Genomic DNA, 19,820 nt, shown 5'->3' with positions numbered 1-19,820 from the left:
GCCGACGGTTACTGCTGCGCGCGGGGGATAAATCCCGGCACGCCGGTCTCCACGACGGCATTGAACCGTATCCGCGTCTGGATGTTCTCGCGAATCTCTTGAAGCGCCTCGTCGGGCAAAGCCGAGATCTCGAAATTCTCTTGGATACGCTGCGGCTTGACCGAAGTGGTCAGAAAGCCGGTACCGCGCTGTACGGCCCAGGCGAGCGCAACCTGGGCCGGCGTTTTGCGGAGGCGTGAAGCGATCGCGGTGATCACTGGATCGCTCAAGAGGTTGGGCTCCATCGCATGGCCCAAAGGGGCGAAGGCTTGCACCACGATCCCCTGGCTACGGCAGAAGTCCAGCAATTCCCATTCGGGGAGATAGGGGTGGGATTCGACCTGCACGACGCTTGGCTTGATGCGTGCCGCCGCGACAATCTCCTGCAGCTTGCCAAGGCCAATATCCGACAATCCAATTGCCTTGCATTTTCCCGCATCGACGAGCTGTTCGAGGGCGCCCCATGTCTCGATCAGCGTCACGCCGGTATCATAAGCCACCCGGCCCTGTCCGTCGGTTGGATGGAAGTCGTCGCCGGGCCGGAAGGCGAAGGGGGTATGGATCACATAGCAATCGGCATGGTCCAATTGCAGCCGGCGGAGACTTGCCTCGTAAGCAGGCCTTACCCGTTCGGGGCGATGATTGGTGTTCCACAGCTTGGCGGTGACGAACACATCCTCCCGCTTGATGCGCCCTTGATCGAATACCTCACCCATCGCCGCGCCGACCGCCTCTTCATTGCCGTAGCGTTCCGCGGAATCGAGATGCCGGAACCCCACCTCCAATGCTGTCCTGGTGGCTTGCCTGGTTGCGATCGGATCGGGGATGAGCGTGCCAAATCCGGCCGCCGGCATCGAACCGGAACCATGGGTGAGAGGTAGCCTAGTATAGCGCAGTTGATCCTGGTTCGGCAGGTTCCGGTTTGTCATTTTCTCCTCCTTTTCGGTTGATCGATCAATGCCACTCACGCAGGCGACTTGCGCAGGAACAGCACGAGCGGGCTCACCACCAGCATCGCGATCATGAGAATCTTGAACTGGTCGATGACAGCGACGAGCGCCGCTTGTCCCGTGACCATTTCGTTCAGCGCTGCCAGCGATTGCTTCGAGAGAGAGCCATCGGAAAAACCCGCCATGCGATACGGGGTGAGATGGGCGGCCAGGGCGAGATGCATCGCCTGTGTATTATTGTGGAAGAAAATCTGAACGACGGCGATGCCGATCGTGCTGCCATACAGGCGCGAAAGGTTGAATAGCGCCGCACCTTCCGGGCGCAATTTGACATCGAGCGTCCCGAAAGCGGTCTTGGCCAGCGCCGGCATCAGGATGCCGAGGCCGGCGCCCTGCAATAGCCCCGCCGCCGCGACCGCACGCCAATCCATCTGCGGCGAATAGCCAAGCATCTGCCAATTGGCATAGACGACGAGAGCGATCCCCGCCATGACGAATAGCCGGCTGTCGATACGCGCCGGGGCGAAGCTCATGAGAATAACGGCGCCGACCAGCGTGACGCCGCGGGGAATCGTCATATAGCCGGTCGTATCAACCGGATATGCAAGCAATTCCTCCAGCATCGGCGATGTCAAAGCCAGGGTGGGCAGGAGTACGAAGCCGAAGGCAAAGAACATGACCGCGGACAGAACGAAGTTCCGGTCCCTGAATAAAGCCTTATCCAGGAAATGCGATTTCGCGGTCAGGATATGCACGATGAAAAGATAGAATCCCAAAGCTGCGGCAATCGCCTCCGCCCAGATCTCTTTGGACGAGAACCAATCCAGCCGTTCACCGCGGTCGAGCATCATCTGCAGGCCGGTCATGCCGAGCGAGATCGTCGCCAGTCCGAAGAAATCGAACGATGGCGTCTGTTCCGCCTTCTTCTCAGGCAGCGACAATCCGACGACCAGGAAGATGAATCCCGTCAGCGGCAGGCTGATATAAAAGATCGACGGCCATCCAATATAGTCGCTGAGCCAGCCGCCGATTCCGGGACCCGTACAGATTCCGAGCAGCGCCATGACACCCCAGGCCAGATTGGTCCTTGCATGCCGCGCGCTCGGCAATAGATCGAGCAGGATGGCCAGCGATAGCGGCGCCAGCGGGCCGCTTGCAAGGCCCTGAAAGATCCGCGCGAAAATGAACTGCAGGGTGGTCGTTGAGCAAGCGACGAGCACAAGGCCAAGGGCGAATAAAGCGAGCGAGGCCTGGTAGAGAATCTTCCGCCCGTACCGCCCGGCCAGCCACCGCGTCATCGGCAGGACGATCACGCTGGCGGCGATATAGGCCGAAAATATCCAGCCGACTTCGTCATCGGCCATCGACAGCGAACCTTGAATATGCGGTAGCGCCGCATTCGGTATCGAAATATTGACCGCCTGCAGATAAGCCGTCATCAGGGCGGCGATCGTGATGGCGCGATGGCGGCTTTCACGGCGCGGCGCAGCTATGGCGTTCATTTTGTCGCCTCCATCGCCAAGACCGCCTGCAACGGATGACGCAATGTCCGGCGATAGCCGGTGTCGATGCGCGCCGTGACGCTGATGCCGGAGAAAAGCGGGCGATCCGGATCTGTTTCGTCGAGCTCCAGGCGAACCGTCAAACGCTGGACGACTTTGACCCAATTACCAGTCGCATTCTCGGGCGGCAAGATGGCGAAGTCCGATCCCGTGCCGGGGCTCAGACTGATAACATGTGCCTTGAACACACGGCCGGGATAGGTGTCGACATCGATCGTCGCTTTTTGCCCGGGCCGCAAATGGGTCAGACTGGTTTCGCGGAAATTGGCTTCGATCCAGACATGCCGGCTGGACAGCAGTGAAAAGACGGCTGCCCCCGGATTGACGTAGTCACCGACCTGCAGATCATCGACCTTGGTGACGATCCCATCATCAGGCGCACGCACCTCGGCATAGGAGAGGTCCAGCTTCGCGCGATCCAGCCGGGCTTTGGCGGCGCGCACCGTCGGGTGGCGATCGAGATCGATATTCGGGTCGCCATACAACGCGACCACGGTATTGGCGACCTGCTGCTCGATGGAGGCGATGTTCTGGCGGGCAACTTTAAGATCGGTCTCCGTCCGCTCGAGCACTGCTCTCGAGGTGAATCCCGATGTGATCAGCGCATGTTTGCGGTCATATTCATGTGCATTGAAAGCCGCCGAATCCTTGGCCGATTGTAATTCGGCAAGTTGTTGCCGGTATTTCGTCTTGAGCGTCTCGATCTCCAGGCGCGACCTTTCGAGATCCGCCTGGGCCTGGTCGATGGCGATCTGATAAGGCTCTGGATCGATCCGGAACAGCAGCTGTCCTTTCCGGACAGGCTGGTTGTCGCCGACCGCGATTTCCACCACCTGCCCGGAAGCGCGGGCGTTTATCGAATATTTGGCGGCGCGAACAAAAGCATTGTCGGTTGAGACGTAAGGTTCCTGCACCAGATAGACGATGGCGCCGACCAGCGCTAACAGGGCGGGGAAGGCGAGCATGAGCGGCCGCCGCAGGCGTTCCCGCAGGGTCTTTCGTGGCCTCGCGAGCGGCAGCTCGAAGGTGGAATCGCTGACGATGTCCTCAAATTGCTTGTCCATCACATCACCTGCCATTGAAGCCGGCGCTTTTCCGGAATTTGGAATGTCGGGCGGTGCTTGAATGGCTGGGATCGGCGTTTAGCGGTCGGCGCGCGCCGGACCCAGCGACTGTTGCCTGCTCTTGATAGTTCGACGCCCTATTGATTTTTGTACCGCATCGAACAAATATAGTCAGGGAGATCCAAGGTCAAGGGATTTTTACTAGATGGTACAAAAAACAACGAAGACAGAGCCCGGTCGCTCAGCTCGGGGGCGCGGCCGGCCCCGGTCCTATGATCCGGAAACAGCGCTCCGGAGCGCCACGGAGACGTTCTGGCGGGGCGGGTTTTCCGGTACGTCGCTCGACGATATCGCCGCTGCGACCGGCATGAACAAGCCAAGCCTCTATGCGGCGTTCGGCGATAAGCATGCGCTTTATCTTGAGGTGCTCTCACGTTATTGGCAGCTTGCCTTCGCGTCAATGCGCGAGGCGCTCGCCGAAGACCTCCCACTGGATGAGGCCTTGATGCGGGTCTATGACGGGGCGATGGCGATTTATTTTTCGGGCGCCGGGCCGGCCCAGGGCTGTTTCGTGGTCGGCACCGCGGTAACCGAGGCGCTCGAAGATCGTGAAATCCGCGACAGTCTCGCGGCAGGGATACGGACCTTCGATGCCGGTTTCGAAACCCGTTTCCGGCGTGCGCGTGAGCAAGGCGAGCTGAAGAAAGAGGCGGATCCCGCCGCGCTCGCCGTCCTTGCCACGGCCATGATGCATACTATCGCCATCCGCGCCCGGGCTGGCATCCCGCGTGCCGAACTGCGGGAGCTGGCGTCCAAGGCGGTCGAGGTAATCTGCGGATGACCGGCACGCTTCCGGATATCATCGCCGAGAGGCTTTCCGTGCTCTTCTGCGGCATCAATCCCGCCCTGTCGGCAGCGGTTGCGGGACATCACTTTGTCAGCAGGAGCAACCGCTTCTGGCGCGTGATCCATCTGGCCGGGTTCACGCCGAACGAGATACCTCCCGAAGACGACCGCACGATCCTGCATTACCGATGCGGCCTGACGGCCGTCGTTGGTCGCCCGACGGCACGGGCGGATCAAGTCCTGGCCGAGGAATTCGCCGGCGCCAAGGCGGATTTTGAACAAAAGATCATCCGCTTTAAGCCGCGCTATGTGGCTTTCCTCGGCAAGGCAGCCTATTGCGCCTTGTCCGGTCAGCGTGACATCGGCTGGGGAAGCCAGTCGATGAGCATGGGCGACGCAATGGTGTGGGTCTTGCCCAATCCCAGCGGTCGGAACCGCGCTTTCAGCCTTGAGCAGTTGGTCACGGCTTATCGCCAGCTTCGCCAGGCAACGGAGCCGCGAAAATAGCGGGCTCGCCCCACTTGTCGCCAAGAACGGGCAAATGACGGCTACCGGGCCCGCATTCATTGCCCAATAGGATGGTTCGTGCGAAAACCCGCCATCGATCCGGCCGGCGCTCATTGCGCGCCGCCTTCCATCACGACACGCAGCATTTCCAGGGGACCAAGATGAGCTACGGCCTTTATATCGGCAGCAATCTGACCGCCGACGGCATCGCCTATCTCGCCGGTTACGGCGATGAGCCGAGCAGCCACTGGCTGGAAATATGCCCGCGCGCCGCCCACGCAGCCGGCACGAAAGTCACCGTCGGCGTAACGCCGGAAGCCGATATGCCGGGCCGCCTGATCGAGATACCGCAAGCGAGTGAGACCGCGCGCAACATCCGTGTCAGCTACAGCTACTTCCGCGGCGTGCCGGCGCCGCTGACCAATGGCGGCTTGAACGAATATGGCGTCGCGGTCCGCGATATCTGGTCGACCTCCCGCGCCGAGCTGATCGCGATGACACCTAAGGAGCAGACCGGTCCGAATTATTCGGATCTTGCGCGTTTCGTTCTTGAGCAGGCTCGCACGGCACGCGAAGGCGTCGAGCTGATCGGCCGGCTGATCGAGGAATATGGCTATTCGACCTATGGCGGCAATTCGCACATCATTGCGGATTCCCGCGAAGCCTGGGTCGTGATCGAATTTGCCGGCGGCAAAAAATTGTGGGTTGCCGAGCGATTGGGGAGCGACAGCATCCGCGCCTCCCGCCCGGGCTATATCGGTGTCGTGCCGGAGAAGCCGACCGAGACTTTCCTGTTCCCGGCGCATTTCTTCGATACCGCGATCGAGCAGGGATGGTACGAACCGGGCGGCGGTTCCTTTGACGTCAATCGCATCTACGGCGACGGCAAGGGTCCCTGGGCGGGTGCGTCCTGGATCGAAGCGGAGATGCGCCGGCGCGCAGCACGGCCGGAAAAGATCTCGCTTGAAGATATCTTCTGGGCGATCAGCACCGAGCGCCTGACCGGCGACACCGCCGGCTATGGCCAGGTTGTCCCCTTGACCGATCCGCGCCATACCGAGCTGCGCATGATGTGGCATGCGCCGATCGGTCCGGTCACCGCGCCGCTTCTGCCGGTCTTCATGGGACAGGATGACGTCCCGCTTTCCTATGGCCCGCATCGATATCTGACATTCGGGGAAAGCCATCGCTTCCTCGATCGCCGCAAAGAGCTGGGTGACAAGGATTCTGTATCCATCATTCCCCAGGGTGCCGAATCCGCGCGCTCGGCGGTCCAATCCTTCAAGCGCTTGATGCATCTCGTCTTCCAAAAACCCGAGCCCTTATTCGCCGAGATATCGGGACATTGGCGCCTGGTCGAGCAGAGGACGAACGCGGCGCTGACGAAAACCGTCGCCGCGGCCGGCTTGTTGCTCGATGGCGGGCAAGGCGATCTGGCCCGGCACATCCTGACCGCGTTCAGCTGCAACCGGCTGGAGGAAGCGCTGCATGATTGCGAGGCGCTGGCTGAGGCGGCTTATGTACGCTTGCGGGCGCAGGACGCACTCAACATGACCACGAAGCCGCTGGCGATGCAGCAGATCTGGTAGGCTAGACTTCCATTGGCCGGCGACGGGCCCCCGCCTGGGCGCGCTGGACAAGAAGTCCGGCGGACCAGCAAACGGACACCATCAGGGCAAGGCTCAGGCCGGCCGCCGCACCCAGCGGCTGGATGGTGAGATGCAATACGAGAAGCGCGGCACCAAAACCCAGCATCGAGCGCAGGGCGGTACTGGCCAGGAGCGCCGTGGCAGAGCCGCCGAGGCGTGCTCGCAGGATGGCGAGCAGGCAGGTGAAGCTGAGGGGAAAGACGGTGGCAATGCCTGTCGCCTTGGATCCCAGCGCCGAACTCGCAAGGACGACAGTGACGACGAAAGCGGCTACTGCGATCGCCCGGAGCGGCAGTTCGAACCACCGGCCTTTCCGTAACTGACTCTTCCTCGCCGTGGCGGTTCGGTCACTGGGCAGCAGCACAAAGCCGGCGCCATAGACGGCGATATTCATCGCGCTTGCCGTGAGCGGCGTCCAATCGACCGCCTGGATCGCCAAGCTGGCGGTGAACCAGATGCCGATCGCCAGGCCGAGACTGTTCCAGACAGGTGCCTTCGCTGCCCGCAAACCATAGGTGATCAGGAACAGGCCGGTCGCCCCATTCGCCGCGCAACTGCTCAGGGCGCTGGCCGCGACGAAACCGTTATCATGTTTGAGCGCTAGGAACACATAGGCCGGTCCCACCGATATCGGCAGGCTCGTGATCAGGGCCCCCCAGATCGGCCCGAGCCTTTCCGAGAGAACCGAAGCAGCGACAACGAGTGACGCCGTTGCTAGGGCTTTGACGAGGAGGGGAAGCCAGAACTCGGTGAACATTTGGATGCGATCTTCCGCCTGCCGGACGGATCATCCGGACCGCCCTTCGACAGGACTCGGCGGCGGATGCAGGTCGGACCGCAGATGGGCGGCGTTTGATGGCTGCTAGATGCAGGAAAGCGGCCGGGCTGTCAAGAAAGGCGCTTGCAAGCTTCCTTCACAGACCAGGCCGCTCATCTTCCAGGCAGAGGTGGCGCGTCGCCGTCAGATCCCGCCGAGATAATCCATCTTGCCGATCTCGACGCCGTTATGCCGCAGGATGGCGTAGACCGTGGTGTAGTGGAAATAGAGATTGGGCAGGACGAAATTCAGCAGATAGGGCTGGCCACGGAAGCTGACGTCGCCGTTGCGCATTTTCAACGTGACCGTCCGCTCTTCGCTGCCATCGATCTGGTCCGGCTTGATGCCCTTCAGGAAATCCACCGTCTTGGCAATACGGGCCTGCAGTTCGGCGAAGGTGGTTTCGGTATCGGGATGGCTCGGCACCTCGATCCCGGCCAGGCGGGCGGCGCAGCCTTTGGCGCCGTCGGATGCGATCTGCACCTGGCGTGCCAGGGCATACATATCCGGCGCCAGCCGGGCATTGATGAAGACCGAGGGGTCGATCTTCTTTGCCTCGGCATGTTCTTCGGCCTTCTTGAGGATCGCGGCGAGATTGGTGAGCTGCCGGATAAAAACCGGGACCGAGGCTTGATACATCGAGATCGTCATGGAACCGTTCCCTGTAAGGATTGAAGTCAGCAGATTGACGTCAGCCGCGTGCGGCGAGCAGAGCACCCCAAACGAGGCCGATGAGAATGCGATAATAGGCGAAGGGCTTGAAACCATGCCGGCCGACGAAGGCGATCAGGCCGCGCACGATAATAAGGGCGACGATGAAAGCCGTGACGAAGCCGATGCCGATAATGGTCGCGGCATGGGCATCCAGCGGCACGTTGCTTTTCAGGAGATCCAGCAGGCTCGCCCCCAGCATGATGGGAATGGCGAGATAGAAGGAGAACTCGGTGGCGATGCGGCGATCAACCCCGAGTGCGACGCCGCCAAGGATCGTGGCGCCGGCCCGCGAGACGCCCGGGATCAGCGACAGGCACTGGCAAAGGCCGATGCCGAGCGCCGTGGTCCAGGGCATGCGCTCGATGGTCTCATAACGGGGCTGCGGCGCGAAACGTTCGACGCCGAGGATGGCGAAGCCGCCGACGACCAGGCTGACCACGACCACCCAGGGCGAGAACAGCACGTCCTTGATGAAATCATGCAGCAGGAAGCCGAGGATGCCGGCCGGGATGATGGCGAGGATGACCGCCAGCGCAAAACGCCGGGCGCCAGGATCGCTGCCGAGCCCGAAGAGCACGCCGAGCAGGCGGCGCAGGGAGACGACCAGTACCGCCAGAATGGCGCCCAGCTGGATCACCACCTCGAAAAGCTTACCGAGTTCATCTTGGAAGCCGAGCAGATCGCCGACCAGGATGAGATGACCGGTGGAAGAGACCGGTATGAACTCGGTCAAGCCTTCCACAGCGCCCAGGAGCAGGGCAGAGAGCAGCGTGTTATCCATGCCCAAGCGGCTTACCGGCGAGCGGCCCGCCGCGCAAGCGTGACCTTGCGTCTGGCCGAAAATATTTTCGTGACATTGTCAGGAGACGGTTAGCCAGCACGGCATTGCATCTCATCTGCGCCGCAGGATGTCGAGAAAATGCGCCACCGTGACATCGTCCAGCGCCGCCATATCGCGCGCCAGCCGGTTCGCCAATTCAGTCGCCGCCGGCGTTAAACCGCCGGTATCCAGCGTGACCTTGGGATCGGAGAGTTCGGCGAGATGCTTCAGCTCATCGACCTGGTCCCAGGCGAGATTGAAATAAGCGGCGACCTGCTGCACCAGACCGGGGCTGGGCTTGCCGCGATGGCCATGTTCCAGCGCCGAGAGATAAGCTGGGCTCACCTTGAGCGCCTTGGCCATGTCCTTCAGCTGCCGCTTCTTGGCGCCGCGCAATTCCCGCAATCTTTCGCCGAAAGGCGTCATCAGCGATCCCGCTTCAATAGGACATAGAGGGCGCCTTCACCGCCATGCTGCGGCCGGGCATGATCGAAGGCCAGGATATAGCGCCGCAATCCCGGTTCATTCAGCCAGCGCGGCACGGCCTGGCGCAGGATGCCGCGGGTCCGCTCCTCACTGCTCCCCACACCGGCCAGTTTCACGCCGCCCTTGCCGGTGATCACCAGCAAACAGCGTTTGCCGGCGCGATGGGCCCGATGGATGAAGGCATGGAGCGCGTCATGCGCTTCTGCCTGGGTGCGGCCATGCAGATCGATCTTGCCGTCGATCTCCAGCCGGCCCTGGCGAAAGCGGTCGGCCTGGCGGCGATCGATGCCGATGGTCACGCCATGGCTGAGATCGTGGATCTTCGCCAGGGGCACGGGAGGTGGGGCAGGCGGCAGTAGAGAGGCCGCCTTTGACTTGGCGGCCTTTGCCGATTTCTTTGCCGTTTCAGCCGGAGTTGCCGCAGCGGCGGCTTCCGCCTGGGCTTCCACCGCCCGCCGCCTGCGGCGGCGCGATGGCAGCGGTTGGGCCGTCTTGGCGATCAGCTGCCATAATTCCAGTTCCGCCTGGGTTGGCCGCCGCTTGCTCATCCCCGGTGCGTCTCAAGCATCGAGATCAAGCAGCAGGATATGCAGCTTGATCGGCCCATGGGCGCCCAAGAGCAATTGCTGCTCGATATCGGCGCTGCGCGAGGGGCCGGTGATCAGATTGACGGTGCGCGGCCAATAGGCGCCATTGTCGGTCGCCGCCCGCAGGCGCAACCAGAGCTCCTCATAGGTGCCGCAAAGATCGTCGGTCGTGACCAAAACCAAAGCATGTTCGGGCAGGAAATTGAGCGTAGTCGGCGTCTCGGCGCCCGAAAGCAAGGCCAGCGTCCCGGTTTCGGCGATGCCGGCGAAAGCGACGGTCAGCGCGGCGTGATCCTGCACCGTCGCCGCGCCAATCCGATGGGCGATCATCGGATAATCGTGCCAAGGCAGATTGGCGATCGCCGGATCGGAAGCGAGCACCAGTCGCGCGGGGAGATTCTGTGCGACGAGGTAATTGGCCACGGCTTCCGGCACCTCTTCCGGCGAGGTCAGCACCTCGACACTGGCCGAAGCCGCTTGTGCCATCCGGATGAAAAGATCGCGCCGCTTTGCCCCTTCGACCTGGCCGCGTGCCGGTACCGGTAGCGGCTCGGCTTTCGGCCTATCCGCGGGGAGGGCTTTCTTATTGGCGCGGATCGCCGCCAGGACGGTATCGCGATCGCTCATCCCCGATACTCTTTCCGATACAATGCATGAAAGCCGCGTTTGCTGGGCGCCGGTAGATCGCGGTTGACGGTCCAGCCTTCAGCAAGAGGCACCTTGTCAAGACGTCCGGCGCGCCCGGCGCGTCCCGCCAATATCCGTCGCCCAATTCCGGTCGCGAAGCGGTAAAGACGAGGATGGCGCGCGAGAAAAGCCCAGAGCCGCAAGCCGCGCCGGATCGACTGTGACGCACGACCAGGCTTTGCGGCGCCGTTCTTGAATTCCTCTTCACGCCAGTAGCGCAAAATATCGGGTAGGGGAATCTGCATCGGGCAGACCGCCTCGCAGCGGCCGCACAAGGTCGACGCATTGGGCAAATCGGCGGCATGATCGAGGCCGATCAAGGCGGGCGTCAGGGCAGCGCCGATCGGCCCGGCATAGACCCAGCCATAGGCATGGCCGCCGACCGCTTGATAGACCGGGCAATGATTGAGGCAGGCGGCACAGCGAATGCAACGGAGCAGATCCTGTTTCGGCGTGCCGAGCATTTTGCTGCGGCCATTATCAAGCAGGATGACATGATAGGCGCCGGGCCCGTCATGATCCTCTTCCCGCCGCGGCCCGGTCGACAACGTCGTGTAAACCGACATTTCCTGGCCGGTCGCCGAACGCGCCAGCAGCCGCAGGAGCACCGTCAGATCGTCCAGCGTCGGCACCACCTTGTCGATCGAGGCCAGCGCGATATGCACCCGGGGCAAGGTCTGGGTGAGATCGCCATTGCCTTCATTGGTGACGATGACGCTGGAGCCGGTTTCCGCCACCAGGAAATTGGCGCCGGTGATGCCGACATCGGCGGTGACGAATTTCTGCCGCAGCTTGGTGCGGGCCTCGCTCAGGAGAGATCGCGGCTCGCTGAGATCCCGCTTGGCATCGAGATCGCGGTGCACCTGGCGAAAGGTTTCTTCTACCTGCTTCTGGGTGACATGCACTGCCGGAGCGACCAGATGGCTGGGCGCTTCATGCCGCAGCTGGATGATATATTCGCCAAGATCGGTTTCCACCGGCTCGATGTCATGGGCGGCGAGGAACTCGTTGATGCCGATCTCCTCGCCGATCATGGTCTTGCCCTTGGTGACGCGGCGCGCCCCGGCTTCTCGGCAGATCTCTAGGATCTTGTTGCGCGCGGCTTCCGCATCGACGCACCAATGCACTTGGCCGCCTTGTTCCAGCACCTTGGCTTCGAAGGCCAATAGATGTTTGTCGAGATCGGCCAGCACCCGGTCGCGCATGTTCCGCCCCGCCTGACGCAGCGCCTCGAATTCCGGCAGGGCCTCGACCGCCAGGCGGCGCTTCTCGATGAAGTTCACCCGCACATGCCCCATGGCCTGCTGCAGCGTTTCATCGGCCAAAGCGCGATGGGCATTGTCGACGAAACGGTCGGCGGTCGATTCCATCCTAGCGCTCCTCGCGGCTTGCCGCTTCGCCGATCGCCGGCTCCTCCAGCAAGCCCGCCAATACCTCGGCGATATGGCGGGATTCGACCTTGCTGCCCTCACGCTTCAGTTTGCCGGCCATGTTGAGGAGGCAGCCGAGATCGCCGGCAAGCAGCAGATCGGCGCCGCTCTTTTCGATATTGGCCAGCTTTTCCGTCACCATGCGGTCGGAAATCTCGGGATACTTGACGCAGAAGGTACCGCCGAATCCGCAACAGGATTCCCCATCCGGCAATTCGCGGAAGTTGAGGTCGGCCACTTGGCCGAGCAGCGTGCGCGGCTGCGCCTTCACCCGCATCTCTCGCAGCGAGGAGCAGGAATCGTGAAACGTGACTTTGCGGTCGAGACTGACATCCAATGTCGTCAGGCCGCAAATATCGACCAGGAACTGCGTGAGTTCGAAGGTCTTGGCGGCCAGTTTGCGCGCCCGCTCCGCATAGCGCTTATCCTCGCCCAAGAGCTTCGGGTAATGATGCGAGATCATGCCCGCACAGGATCCCGAGGGCACGACAACATAATCGTATTTCTCGAAAACTTCGATCACGCGCCGCGCGATGGCGGCGGCGCTGGCAGCATCGCCGCTGTTATAGCCCGGCTGACCACAGCAGGTTTGTGCGGCGGGCACGCTGACCCGGCAGCCCGCGCGTTCCAGCAACTTGATCGCCGCGAAGCCGACATTGGGACGGAAGAAATCGACCAGGCAGGTGACGAACAGGGCCACATCGCGCGGCGTCTCGCTCGCTAAAGGGCCGCTCGCTGTGTTCTTGATGGCTGTCTCGGACATCGGCTCATGTCACCGGCTGGAATCGTTCGGATGAAAATATAACGCCGCGCTTACGGCGTCACCTCGCTCAGCACCGGCTGGCGCCGTGCCGCAACATCGGCCGGCAGCAGGATATAGTAGTTGCCGGTACTCTTCATGTTGCCGGCAAAGCGCAGGGCTTCGTCGCCACTGCCCCAGAAGATGTCGCCGCGCACCGGTCCCTTGATCGCCGCGCCGATATCCTGTGCAACCATCAGGCGGCGGAAAGGATCGCCCTTTTTGCTGCCACCATGATCGACCGGCCAGGTGGTGTCGAGCCAGAGCGGCAGACCGAGGGCGAGATAGCCGGTATCGACGGCAAGGCTGCGGCCGGGCGTCAGCGGCTGGCTCTGCGCGCCGATCGGCCCGTCGCCCTTGATCTCGCGGAAGAAGATGTAGCGGGGATTTTTCTGCATCCAGCCGATGGCTTCCTGAGGATGGGCCTTCAGCCAGTCCCGCATCGCCTGCATCGAGGCGTTCTTGCGATCGACCAAGCCGGCATCTATCATCATGCGGCCAATGGGACCGAATTTCTGACCGTTATCCCCAGCATAGCCCACCCGCTGAATGGTGCCGTCAGGAAGACGGATCCGGCCTGAACCCTGGACCTGCAGGAAGAAGGCATCGACCGGATCGGCAACCCAGAGAAGCTCCAGATGGCGCCCGGCCAGCGCGCCAGTATCAATCTCGGCCCGGCTATAGGTGACCGGCGCCGGTGGCGCGCGGTAGAGCGGCACATTGAAGACGGCCGTCTTTTTACGCGACCCCAGCAGCTCCGGCTCGAAATAGGAAGTGAACAGCCCCGGCCTGCCATTGCTGTCGAGTGCGAGGTAGGGCCGGAAAATGTTCTGGAAGTAATTGGCGATCGCTCTGTCATCGCCCGGCGGCAGATTGCGGGCAATCAGGCAGGGCATCTGCCAGTCGGCCGGCGTGCCGGCAAGACCATCCGGACCGAGCGGCCGATCGGATGGCAATTTGCCGATGGCATTGCAACTGCGCAGCAGCGCCGGCAGAGCTTCGCCCAGCCGATCCGTTCCCCAGCCAGGCATAGCATCGAAGCTGGCGGGCTGTAGAACCAGCTTACCCGGCGGCGGCAAAGCGGTCACCGGCGGTGAGGACGTGGACGGTCCGGTCGTCTCGCAACCGGCGAGACTGAGCAGCAGACAAATCACGGTCCCGGCGCGCAACTGGCCGAGACGGTGACGCCAGGTGCCGAGGCGTTTCTGGCGGCCGGATCGATTGCCTGCCGATCTGTGCGTTTTCCGCATCGATGGTTGTTTTGCTGATTTTTGCCGAACTGGCTTCTGGGACGGTGTCGAAGGCGTCATCGGCACGAACGGCTCGCTGCTTTCCTGCGGCTGCTCATGGCGCGGCCGCATTTGTGCCGGCGCCCTGCTCTGCGCTGGCGTCCCATTGCCTGCCTTTTTCCGCTGACCCGCGCTACGACGGCTTTGGCCGCGGCGTCCCGCTCCCCCGCTCTTCGTCATCGACCCTGCAACGATCAGTGCTGCGGACTATCGGTGGCGATAAGCTGCCAGTTGGGATCGCGCGCCTTCACCTGGCGGGCGAAAGTCCAGACATCGACAATGGTGGCGACGTCGCTGGCGCTGCCATCGACCACCTCGCCGGCGCTGTCGGTGGTGACATTGATCTGCTGCGAGGTGAATTTGATGGCGATGCGGGCTTCCTGGCGACTGCCTTCGCCGATCAGTTCGGCAGAGACGATGTCGTGGCTGATGATGCCGACCAGTGTGGTCGACAATTTGTGGTTCAGCTTCTGACGCTCCAGGATGGCGTTGTTGAAATTGCGGTAGACTTCGTCATTCAGCAGCGGCCGCAGGGCCAGGCTGTCGCCCTTGGCGAAAGCGGTGAGGATCATGTCGAAGGCAATCTTGGCACCGGTCACGAATTCCACCGGATTGAAATTCGCATCGGCCTTGCCGATCGCCTCGAGGCCACGCCGCACCTCTTCCGGCAAAGCCGCAATGGCGGCCTCGATCCGGCGTTGGTCGCGCGGCAATTGGACCACATTGCCGGCCGGCTTCTGGCCGTCTTCCGGCAGCCGGTCCTGGCCACGCCCGGAATCGGCCCGGCCGGTATCATTGGCCGTCTCGTTGCCGCGGCCGCCATTAGCGCCGGCATTGTCGCGATTGGACTTGGCAAAAGGATCGAAAGAGCGTTCATTGCCCGTTCGCCGGCCGAGGACGGTATATAGTCGCCAGCCAAGGAAAACGGCCACAATGGCGAAAAAAATCAGATCCAGGGGCATCGGCGGGTACTCCTCGCTCACGTCTTCGGCGCTCTACATCATCGGCCTTGCCGGTCCTGCCCAGGTTTTCACGCTGCTGGCATCACCTTCGGGTCTGCCATCCTCTTCGGACCGGCTCGCTGGACCTGCCTGATGGTTTAGGCTAAGTGCTTTTCCTAACGGATTAAATAGGTAATCGACCGGGAAAGAGCAAGCGATGGCGCGGCGATCCGGCCCAGATCGGCACAAGCGAGGTCGGCAGAACGGCCGCGGCATTCCGGCGCGCGCTTTGCCGGGCTTGATTTCGCTGGGATTTATCCTGCTGGTGGTATTGGAAATCGTCGGCTTCGTCTGGGTCGCCGATATTATCGGCATCGCGTTAACCCTGCTTGCGGTGCTTGGCTCTGCCTTTCTGGGCCTTTGGCTGATCCGGCGCAGCGGGCTTGATATGATCGGCCGGCTGCGTCTGGCTTTGGCGCAAGGACAGGAACCTGGTCATAGCCTAGTCGATGGTGCCTGCTTCGTTGCCGCTGGCTTGCTGCTGATCCTGCCCGGCTTCTTCAGCGACTTGATGGCCCTGCTGGTGATCTTGCCGGCAACCCGTAACTGGCTGATCCGCCGGTTGGCCCGCTATTTCGATCTTCGCACCGCAGCCGGGAGGACGGCGGGCGGCACCACCGTCATTTACGACGCCGAATATCGTGAGGTAGCGACGGAAGCGGAGGAAACGCCAGAACCGCCCGGCCAGGCTGCCGAAGTGCTGGAGCCGCGGCACCAGCCGGGCGAGCGCAAAAAGAGAAATGGAGAGCCGCGCCGGCCGATCATCGATATTGAGGACGACAAATGATTTTGATCCGCCACGGCCAGTCAGAGTTCAATGCCGCTTTCAACCGAACCGGCATCGACCCCGGCATCATCGACGCGCCGCTGACCGAACAGGGCCGCGCCCAGGTGCGCCGGGCGGCTGACGAATTGCGTCAGATCGAGGCGGGCAGGGTGATCCGCCGGCTGCTGGTCAGCCCTTACACGCGCACCCTGCAGACGGCAGCCATCATCGCCGAGGCGCTGGATCTACCGGTGGAGATCGATCCGCTGGTACGCGAGCATGCCCTCTATCAATGCGATGTCGGCACACCCGCCAGCCGCCTGTCGCTGACTTGGCCATCCCTATCCTTCGGCCATCTGGCAGAAACCTGGTGGTCCTCGCTCGACGAGACCCGGGCGCAGTTGCTGGAACGCTGCCGCGCCTTTCACCGCCAGGCCGGTTCCTGGGCCGACTGGCGCGAGGTCGTCGTCATCAGTCATTGGGGCTTCATCCGCGGCCTGACCGGCTACGAAGCCCGCAATGCCGAACTGGTCTCCTTTGATGTCAGCCGGCATTCCGCCGCCGCCTTGGAACATCCGTCTTTACAACCGCCGCCAATACCTGTGTGACCGCCTGCCGGCTTGATCCCTCCGGGTATCCGTGATAGCCCGGGCGCCAATCCAATGACCAGGTGAACGAAATGGCGGAAAATCAGGATCAGGCCAACAGCGGACAGGAAGCTAACCAGCAGCAAGAGGGCGGTTTCCCCTTGCAGGTGGTGACCCAGTATTTGAAGGACATGTCCTTCGAAAATCCCGGCGGCGTTGATTCCCTGACCAACCTCACCGAAGCACCGACCGGCACCATCCGGGTCGACGTGCGGGTCGATCCGAAGTCGCCGCCCGATATTGAAGTGACCTTGTTCCTCTCTGTCGAGGCCAAGGCCGGCGACAAGGCCGTTTACATGGTCGAATGCGAATATGCCGGCCTGTTCCGTCTTGGCCGCGTGCCGCAGGACGTGGTGCTGCCTTTGATCATGATCGAGGCGCCGCGCCTGCTGTTTCCCTTCGCCCGCAATCTGATCGCCCTGGCGATCCAAGCCGGCGGTTTCCCGCCGCTTTTCGTCAACCCGATCGATTTCGCCGCGCTCTATCGCGAGAAGCGGGGCGAAATGATGGCGCAGCAGAGCGACGGCAACCAGACGGTCAACTGACCGTCGCCCTCATTGTAACAAACGCTAGGCGATCATCGGTCCTGAGAGGATCAGGGCCGGCGATCGCCTGTTGACGAACGAAGAAAGGACGCAACCGATGCACTCGATCAATGCCGGAACGCGCCGGCCGATCTTTCGTGGTCGCGATCTCACCGCCGGGCCGGTGATCGGCTATGGCTCGCGGCCGATCAGCCGCCGCCGCTCCCGCGCCCGCAAGAAGCGCTATGTCACGGTTTTCGCGGTGCTGCTGGTCGGCGCCTTATCAGTCGGCCTCGGCTACAGCGTTCTATCCGCAACGAAACCGGTTATTGAAAGGCAACAATAAAGGACGGGTTGAGGAGCCGCGGCTATTGCAGCCAGACGGCATTCTTCAATTTTGCGATAAAGGCGGCATGGAGTTCCAACTCCTCCGGTAATGCCGCATGGGGCCGGGGCGGGCGGATCGCCTTGCCGCTGGCCGCCGGGCTGGTCGCGATGATGAGATCGGCGCTGATTTCGACCTCGGTTTCCAGCACCAGCCCCGCCTGACGGCCACCCAGCAATTCCAGATAGACCTCGGCCAACAATTGGGCGTCGAGCAGCGCGCCGTGCAGCGTACGGGCCGAATTGTCGATGTTGAAGCGTTTACACAAAGCATCCAGGCTGGCCGGGGAGCCGGGGAATTTCTGCCGCGCCAGCTTCACCGTATCCACCGCCCGCTGTATCGGCATGGCTTGCTTGCCGATCCGCTCCAATTCGGCATTGAGGAATTTCATGTCGAATTCGGCATTGTGAATGACCAAGGGCGCATCGCCGATGAACTCCACGAACTTGTCAGCCACCTCGGCGAATTTCGGCTTATCGGCCAGAAATTCATCGGAGAGGCCATGCACCTTGAAGGCTGCTTCCGGCATCGGCCGTTCGGGATTGAGATAGACGTGGAAGGTGCGGGCCGTCGGTACGTGATTGATCAGTTCCAGGCAGCCGATCTCCACCAGCCGATCGCCATTCAGCGGATCGAAACCGGTGGTTTCGGTATCGAGCACGATTTCGCGCGGGACACTCTGCTGAGGCATATTCTGATGAGTTGCATTCATTGCGGAGCCGCCTTTGATCCGTCAAATCGATGGCAATGACTGGAACCGAAGATGCCCGCCGAAGAAGCGGCTGGCAAGCATGGAGACGCGGTTAGGGTCGCCGCTGGTGAAACAAAGCGGCGCCGGTGGCTCCATTTCGAATTGCCGGTAATCGGGATGCCGCCACAGATAAGCCGTCAGGCTTTCCGCCACCCGGCGCGGCTGCGACAGGATTTCGGTTTGCGCCGGCAAAGCTGCGCGGAAGAGATGCTGGATGAGCGGGTAATGGGTGCAGCCGAGCACCGCTTTCTCCGGCACGCTGCCAGCGGTGCCCAGCAAGGCTGCGACATGGCTCTCGACGATGGGCGCGATCGCCGCATCGCCGGCATCCTGTTCGATCAGCCCGGCCAGTTCGGGACAGGCTCGCTGGATGACGCGCGTGCGGGCTGCACGTTTTTTCACTTCGGTCACATATGAACCGGCGGCGACGGTCGCCGTCGTCGCAAAGACCGCCACGGTTTCGCCGGCCGAGCCGTCTTCGATCACCGATCGGTCGGGCACATCGCTATACCAGCTGGTGCGGGCAATGGCTTCGACCATCGGCACCAACACGCCGAGAAGACGATGGTTGGGATAGGCTTGCGGCAGCCAATCTCGTTGCAGTTCGCGCAAGGCCACGGCGGCTGCCGTATTGCAGGCGAGGATGACGAGGCGGCAACCAAGATCGAACAATCGTGTTGCATTCATCCGCGTCAAATCGACGATCTCTTTTGCCGGCCGAGACCCATAGGGCGCATGGGCATGGTCGCCAAGATAGATGAAACGCTGGCGCGGCAGCCGGTCGACCAGACCCCGCAGGATGGTCAGTCCGCCATGGCCGGAATCGAAAACACCGATCGCCGAGCCCCGCTCAGGCTGCGACCAGAAGGGCATCAGGAGGCGCGGCGCTTCTGTTGCGCCTTTTTTTGCCGTCCCGGCAGCTCGCTTAAGGCCCGGCGCAGGGCGCGAAAGGCGGTGCGGCGGCCAAGGCCGGTATTGATGAGGATATCGGCGCGGCGGCGCTTTTCCGCATCGGGCATTTGCAGTTTCTCGATCTGCGTCAGCCGTTCGGGCGTCATATTCGGGCGCGCCAGAACACGGGCCCGTTGCAGGAAACGCGGCGCAGTGACGACGATGACGGCATCGCATCGTTTCTCACCGCCGGTTTCATAGAGCAGCGGAATATCGAGCACCACCATCCTGCGCCGCTGCGCCCGCGCGTGCTGCACGAAGCGCCGCGCCACGGCCTGCACCATCGGATGCAGGATCTTTTCTAATCGCTGCAATTCCTGCGGATGACCAAAGACCTTTGCACCCAGCGCTTTGCGATCAACCGCACCGTCACGCACCACGCCGGGGAAGGCCGCCTCAATTGCCGGTACTGCTGCACCGCCCTTTGCCATCAGCCGATGGACTGCCGCATCGGCGTCATGCACCGGGATACCGATCCGTCGCAGCATTGCGGCGGCGGTCGATTTTCCCATGCCGATCGAACCGGTGAGGCCAAGAACGATCATGCGC

At 62.3% G+C, this 19,820-nt stretch carries 23 protein-coding genes; 7 read left to right on the top strand and 16 right to left on the bottom strand.

Annotation, left to right across the window (positions count from 1 at the left end; genetic code table 11):
- Positions 1-8: 8 nt before the first annotated feature.
- The 3 genes from SMD27_RS04065 to SMD27_RS04055 are packed head-to-tail and all read right to left on the bottom strand — an operon-like array spanning position 9 to position 3,615.
- The gene (locus tag SMD27_RS04065) at positions 9-968 is read right to left on the bottom strand and encodes an aldo/keto reductase (protein WP_320507046.1); all 960 of its coding nucleotides are present in this window, start codon (positions 966-968) and stop codon (positions 9-11) included.
- Between the two features lie 35 nt (positions 969-1,003).
- On the bottom strand, positions 1,004-2,491 hold the full coding sequence (locus SMD27_RS04060; protein WP_320507045.1) for a DHA2 family efflux MFS transporter permease subunit: 1,488 nt from the start codon (positions 2,489-2,491) through the stop codon (positions 1,004-1,006).
- Positions 2,488-3,615, bottom strand: a complete 1,128-nt coding sequence (locus SMD27_RS04055; RefSeq protein ID WP_320507044.1) for an HlyD family secretion protein — start codon at positions 3,613-3,615, stop codon at positions 2,488-2,490. The genes SMD27_RS04060 and SMD27_RS04055 overlap by 4 nt, the downstream gene beginning before the upstream one ends.
- Positions 3,616-3,820: 205 nt before the next feature.
- On the opposite strand from SMD27_RS04055, the gene SMD27_RS04050 reads away from it, so the two are divergent.
- The 3 genes from SMD27_RS04050 (at position 3,821) to SMD27_RS04040 (ending at position 6,557) form a co-directional block, all read left to right on the top strand.
- Complete coding sequence (locus tag SMD27_RS04050) at positions 3,821-4,456, top strand: TetR/AcrR family transcriptional regulator (RefSeq protein WP_320507043.1); 636 nt, start codon at positions 3,821-3,823, stop codon at positions 4,454-4,456.
- On the top strand, positions 4,453-4,968 hold the full coding sequence (mug, locus tag SMD27_RS04045; RefSeq protein ID WP_320507042.1) for a G/U mismatch-specific DNA glycosylase: 516 nt from the start codon (positions 4,453-4,455) through the stop codon (positions 4,966-4,968). The genes SMD27_RS04050 and mug overlap by 4 nt, the downstream gene beginning before the upstream one ends.
- 161 nt (positions 4,969-5,129) lie before the next feature.
- Positions 5,130-6,557, top strand: coding sequence for a C69 family dipeptidase (locus SMD27_RS04040; protein WP_320507041.1), 1,428 nt, complete (start codon positions 5,130-5,132; stop codon positions 6,555-6,557).
- A gap of 1 nt (position 6,558) precedes the next feature.
- On the opposite strand, the gene SMD27_RS04035 is transcribed toward SMD27_RS04040, so the two are convergent.
- The 10 genes from SMD27_RS04035 to SMD27_RS03990 form a co-directional block, all read right to left on the bottom strand.
- Positions 6,559-7,374: a hypothetical protein gene (locus SMD27_RS04035; protein ID WP_320507040.1), complete on the bottom strand. Its 816-nt coding sequence runs from the start codon at positions 7,372-7,374 to the stop codon at positions 6,559-6,561.
- Positions 7,375-7,578: 204 nt separating this feature from the next.
- Entirely contained in the window at positions 7,579-8,085 is a 507-nt protein-coding gene (locus tag SMD27_RS04030; RefSeq protein WP_320507039.1) for a DUF1993 domain-containing protein, read from the bottom strand.
- A gap of 40 nt (positions 8,086-8,125) precedes the next feature.
- Positions 8,126-8,929, bottom strand: a complete 804-nt coding sequence (locus SMD27_RS04025; protein WP_320507038.1) for an undecaprenyl-diphosphate phosphatase — start codon at positions 8,927-8,929, stop codon at positions 8,126-8,128.
- A gap of 111 nt (positions 8,930-9,040) precedes the next feature.
- On the bottom strand, positions 9,041-9,394 hold the full coding sequence (locus SMD27_RS04020) for a helix-turn-helix domain-containing protein (protein WP_320507037.1): 354 nt from the start codon (positions 9,392-9,394) through the stop codon (positions 9,041-9,043).
- Positions 9,394-10,002, bottom strand: a complete 609-nt coding sequence (locus SMD27_RS04015; protein ID WP_320507036.1) for a Smr/MutS family protein — start codon at positions 10,000-10,002, stop codon at positions 9,394-9,396. Before SMD27_RS04015 ends, SMD27_RS04020 begins: the two co-directional genes overlap by 1 nt.
- Before the next feature lie 12 nt (positions 10,003-10,014).
- A complete protein-coding gene (locus tag SMD27_RS04010; protein ID WP_320507035.1) occupies positions 10,015-10,668 on the bottom strand; it encodes a LutC/YkgG family protein in 654 nt (217 codons plus the stop codon).
- Complete coding sequence (locus tag SMD27_RS04005) at positions 10,665-12,098, bottom strand: lactate utilization protein B (RefSeq protein WP_320507034.1); 1,434 nt, start codon at positions 12,096-12,098, stop codon at positions 10,665-10,667. The genes SMD27_RS04010 and SMD27_RS04005 overlap by 4 nt, the downstream gene beginning before the upstream one ends.
- Position 12,099: 1 nt before the next feature.
- Positions 12,100-12,921: a (Fe-S)-binding protein gene (locus SMD27_RS04000; protein WP_320507033.1), complete on the bottom strand. Its 822-nt coding sequence runs from the start codon at positions 12,919-12,921 to the stop codon at positions 12,100-12,102.
- A gap of 50 nt (positions 12,922-12,971) precedes the next feature.
- Positions 12,972-14,207 carry a murein transglycosylase A gene (mltA, locus tag SMD27_RS03995; protein WP_320507032.1) on the bottom strand — a complete coding sequence of 412 codons (1,236 nt, stop codon included), beginning with the start codon at positions 14,205-14,207 and terminating at the stop codon, positions 12,972-12,974.
- Positions 14,208-14,440: 233 nt separating this feature from the next.
- A complete protein-coding gene (locus tag SMD27_RS03990; protein WP_320507031.1) occupies positions 14,441-15,208 on the bottom strand; it encodes a Tim44/TimA family putative adaptor protein in 768 nt (255 codons plus the stop codon).
- Positions 15,209-15,404: 196 nt separating this feature from the next.
- Here SMD27_RS03990 and SMD27_RS03985 point away from each other — a divergent pair, with 196 nt between their 5' ends.
- From SMD27_RS03985 to SMD27_RS03970, 4 genes are all read left to right on the top strand, one after another.
- Entirely contained in the window at positions 15,405-16,034 is a 630-nt protein-coding gene (locus tag SMD27_RS03985) for an FxsA family protein (RefSeq protein ID WP_320507030.1), read from the top strand.
- On the top strand, positions 16,031-16,621 hold the full coding sequence (locus tag SMD27_RS03980) for a histidine phosphatase family protein (protein WP_320507029.1): 591 nt from the start codon (positions 16,031-16,033) through the stop codon (positions 16,619-16,621). Before SMD27_RS03985 ends, SMD27_RS03980 begins: the two co-directional genes overlap by 4 nt.
- A 71-nt stretch (positions 16,622-16,692) precedes the next feature.
- A complete protein-coding gene (gene secB / locus SMD27_RS03975; protein WP_320507028.1) occupies positions 16,693-17,205 on the top strand; it encodes a protein-export chaperone SecB in 513 nt (170 codons plus the stop codon).
- A 97-nt stretch (positions 17,206-17,302) separates the two neighbouring features.
- The gene (locus SMD27_RS03970; RefSeq protein WP_320507027.1) at positions 17,303-17,530 is read left to right on the top strand and encodes a hypothetical protein; all 228 of its coding nucleotides are present in this window, start codon (positions 17,303-17,305) and stop codon (positions 17,528-17,530) included.
- A gap of 22 nt (positions 17,531-17,552) precedes the next feature.
- Here the strand turns inward: SMD27_RS03970 and dnaQ are convergent, their stop codons facing one another.
- Genes dnaQ through coaE form a run of 3 tightly spaced genes read right to left on the bottom strand, consistent with a single transcriptional unit; the run spans position 17,553 to position 19,816 of the window.
- Entirely contained in the window at positions 17,553-18,281 is a 729-nt protein-coding gene (dnaQ, locus tag SMD27_RS03965; RefSeq protein ID WP_320507026.1) for a DNA polymerase III subunit epsilon, read from the bottom strand.
- 21 nt (positions 18,282-18,302) lie between these two features.
- Positions 18,303-19,193 carry a glutamate racemase gene (locus SMD27_RS03960; RefSeq protein WP_320507025.1) on the bottom strand — a complete coding sequence of 297 codons (891 nt, stop codon included), beginning with the start codon at positions 19,191-19,193 and terminating at the stop codon, positions 18,303-18,305.
- Positions 19,193-19,816 carry a dephospho-CoA kinase gene (gene coaE / locus SMD27_RS03955; RefSeq protein ID WP_320507024.1) on the bottom strand — a complete coding sequence of 208 codons (624 nt, stop codon included), beginning with the start codon at positions 19,814-19,816 and terminating at the stop codon, positions 19,193-19,195. Before coaE ends, SMD27_RS03960 begins: the two co-directional genes overlap by 1 nt.
- Positions 19,817-19,820 lie beyond the last annotated feature (4 nt).

It is taken from the genome of Dongia soli, from assembly GCF_034044715.1.
Lineage (GTDB): Bacteria > Pseudomonadota > Alphaproteobacteria > Dongiales > Dongiaceae > Dongia_B > Dongia_B soli.
The sequence above is the reverse complement of the archived record's forward strand: the minus strand, read 5'-3'. Positions and strand labels throughout refer to the sequence as shown.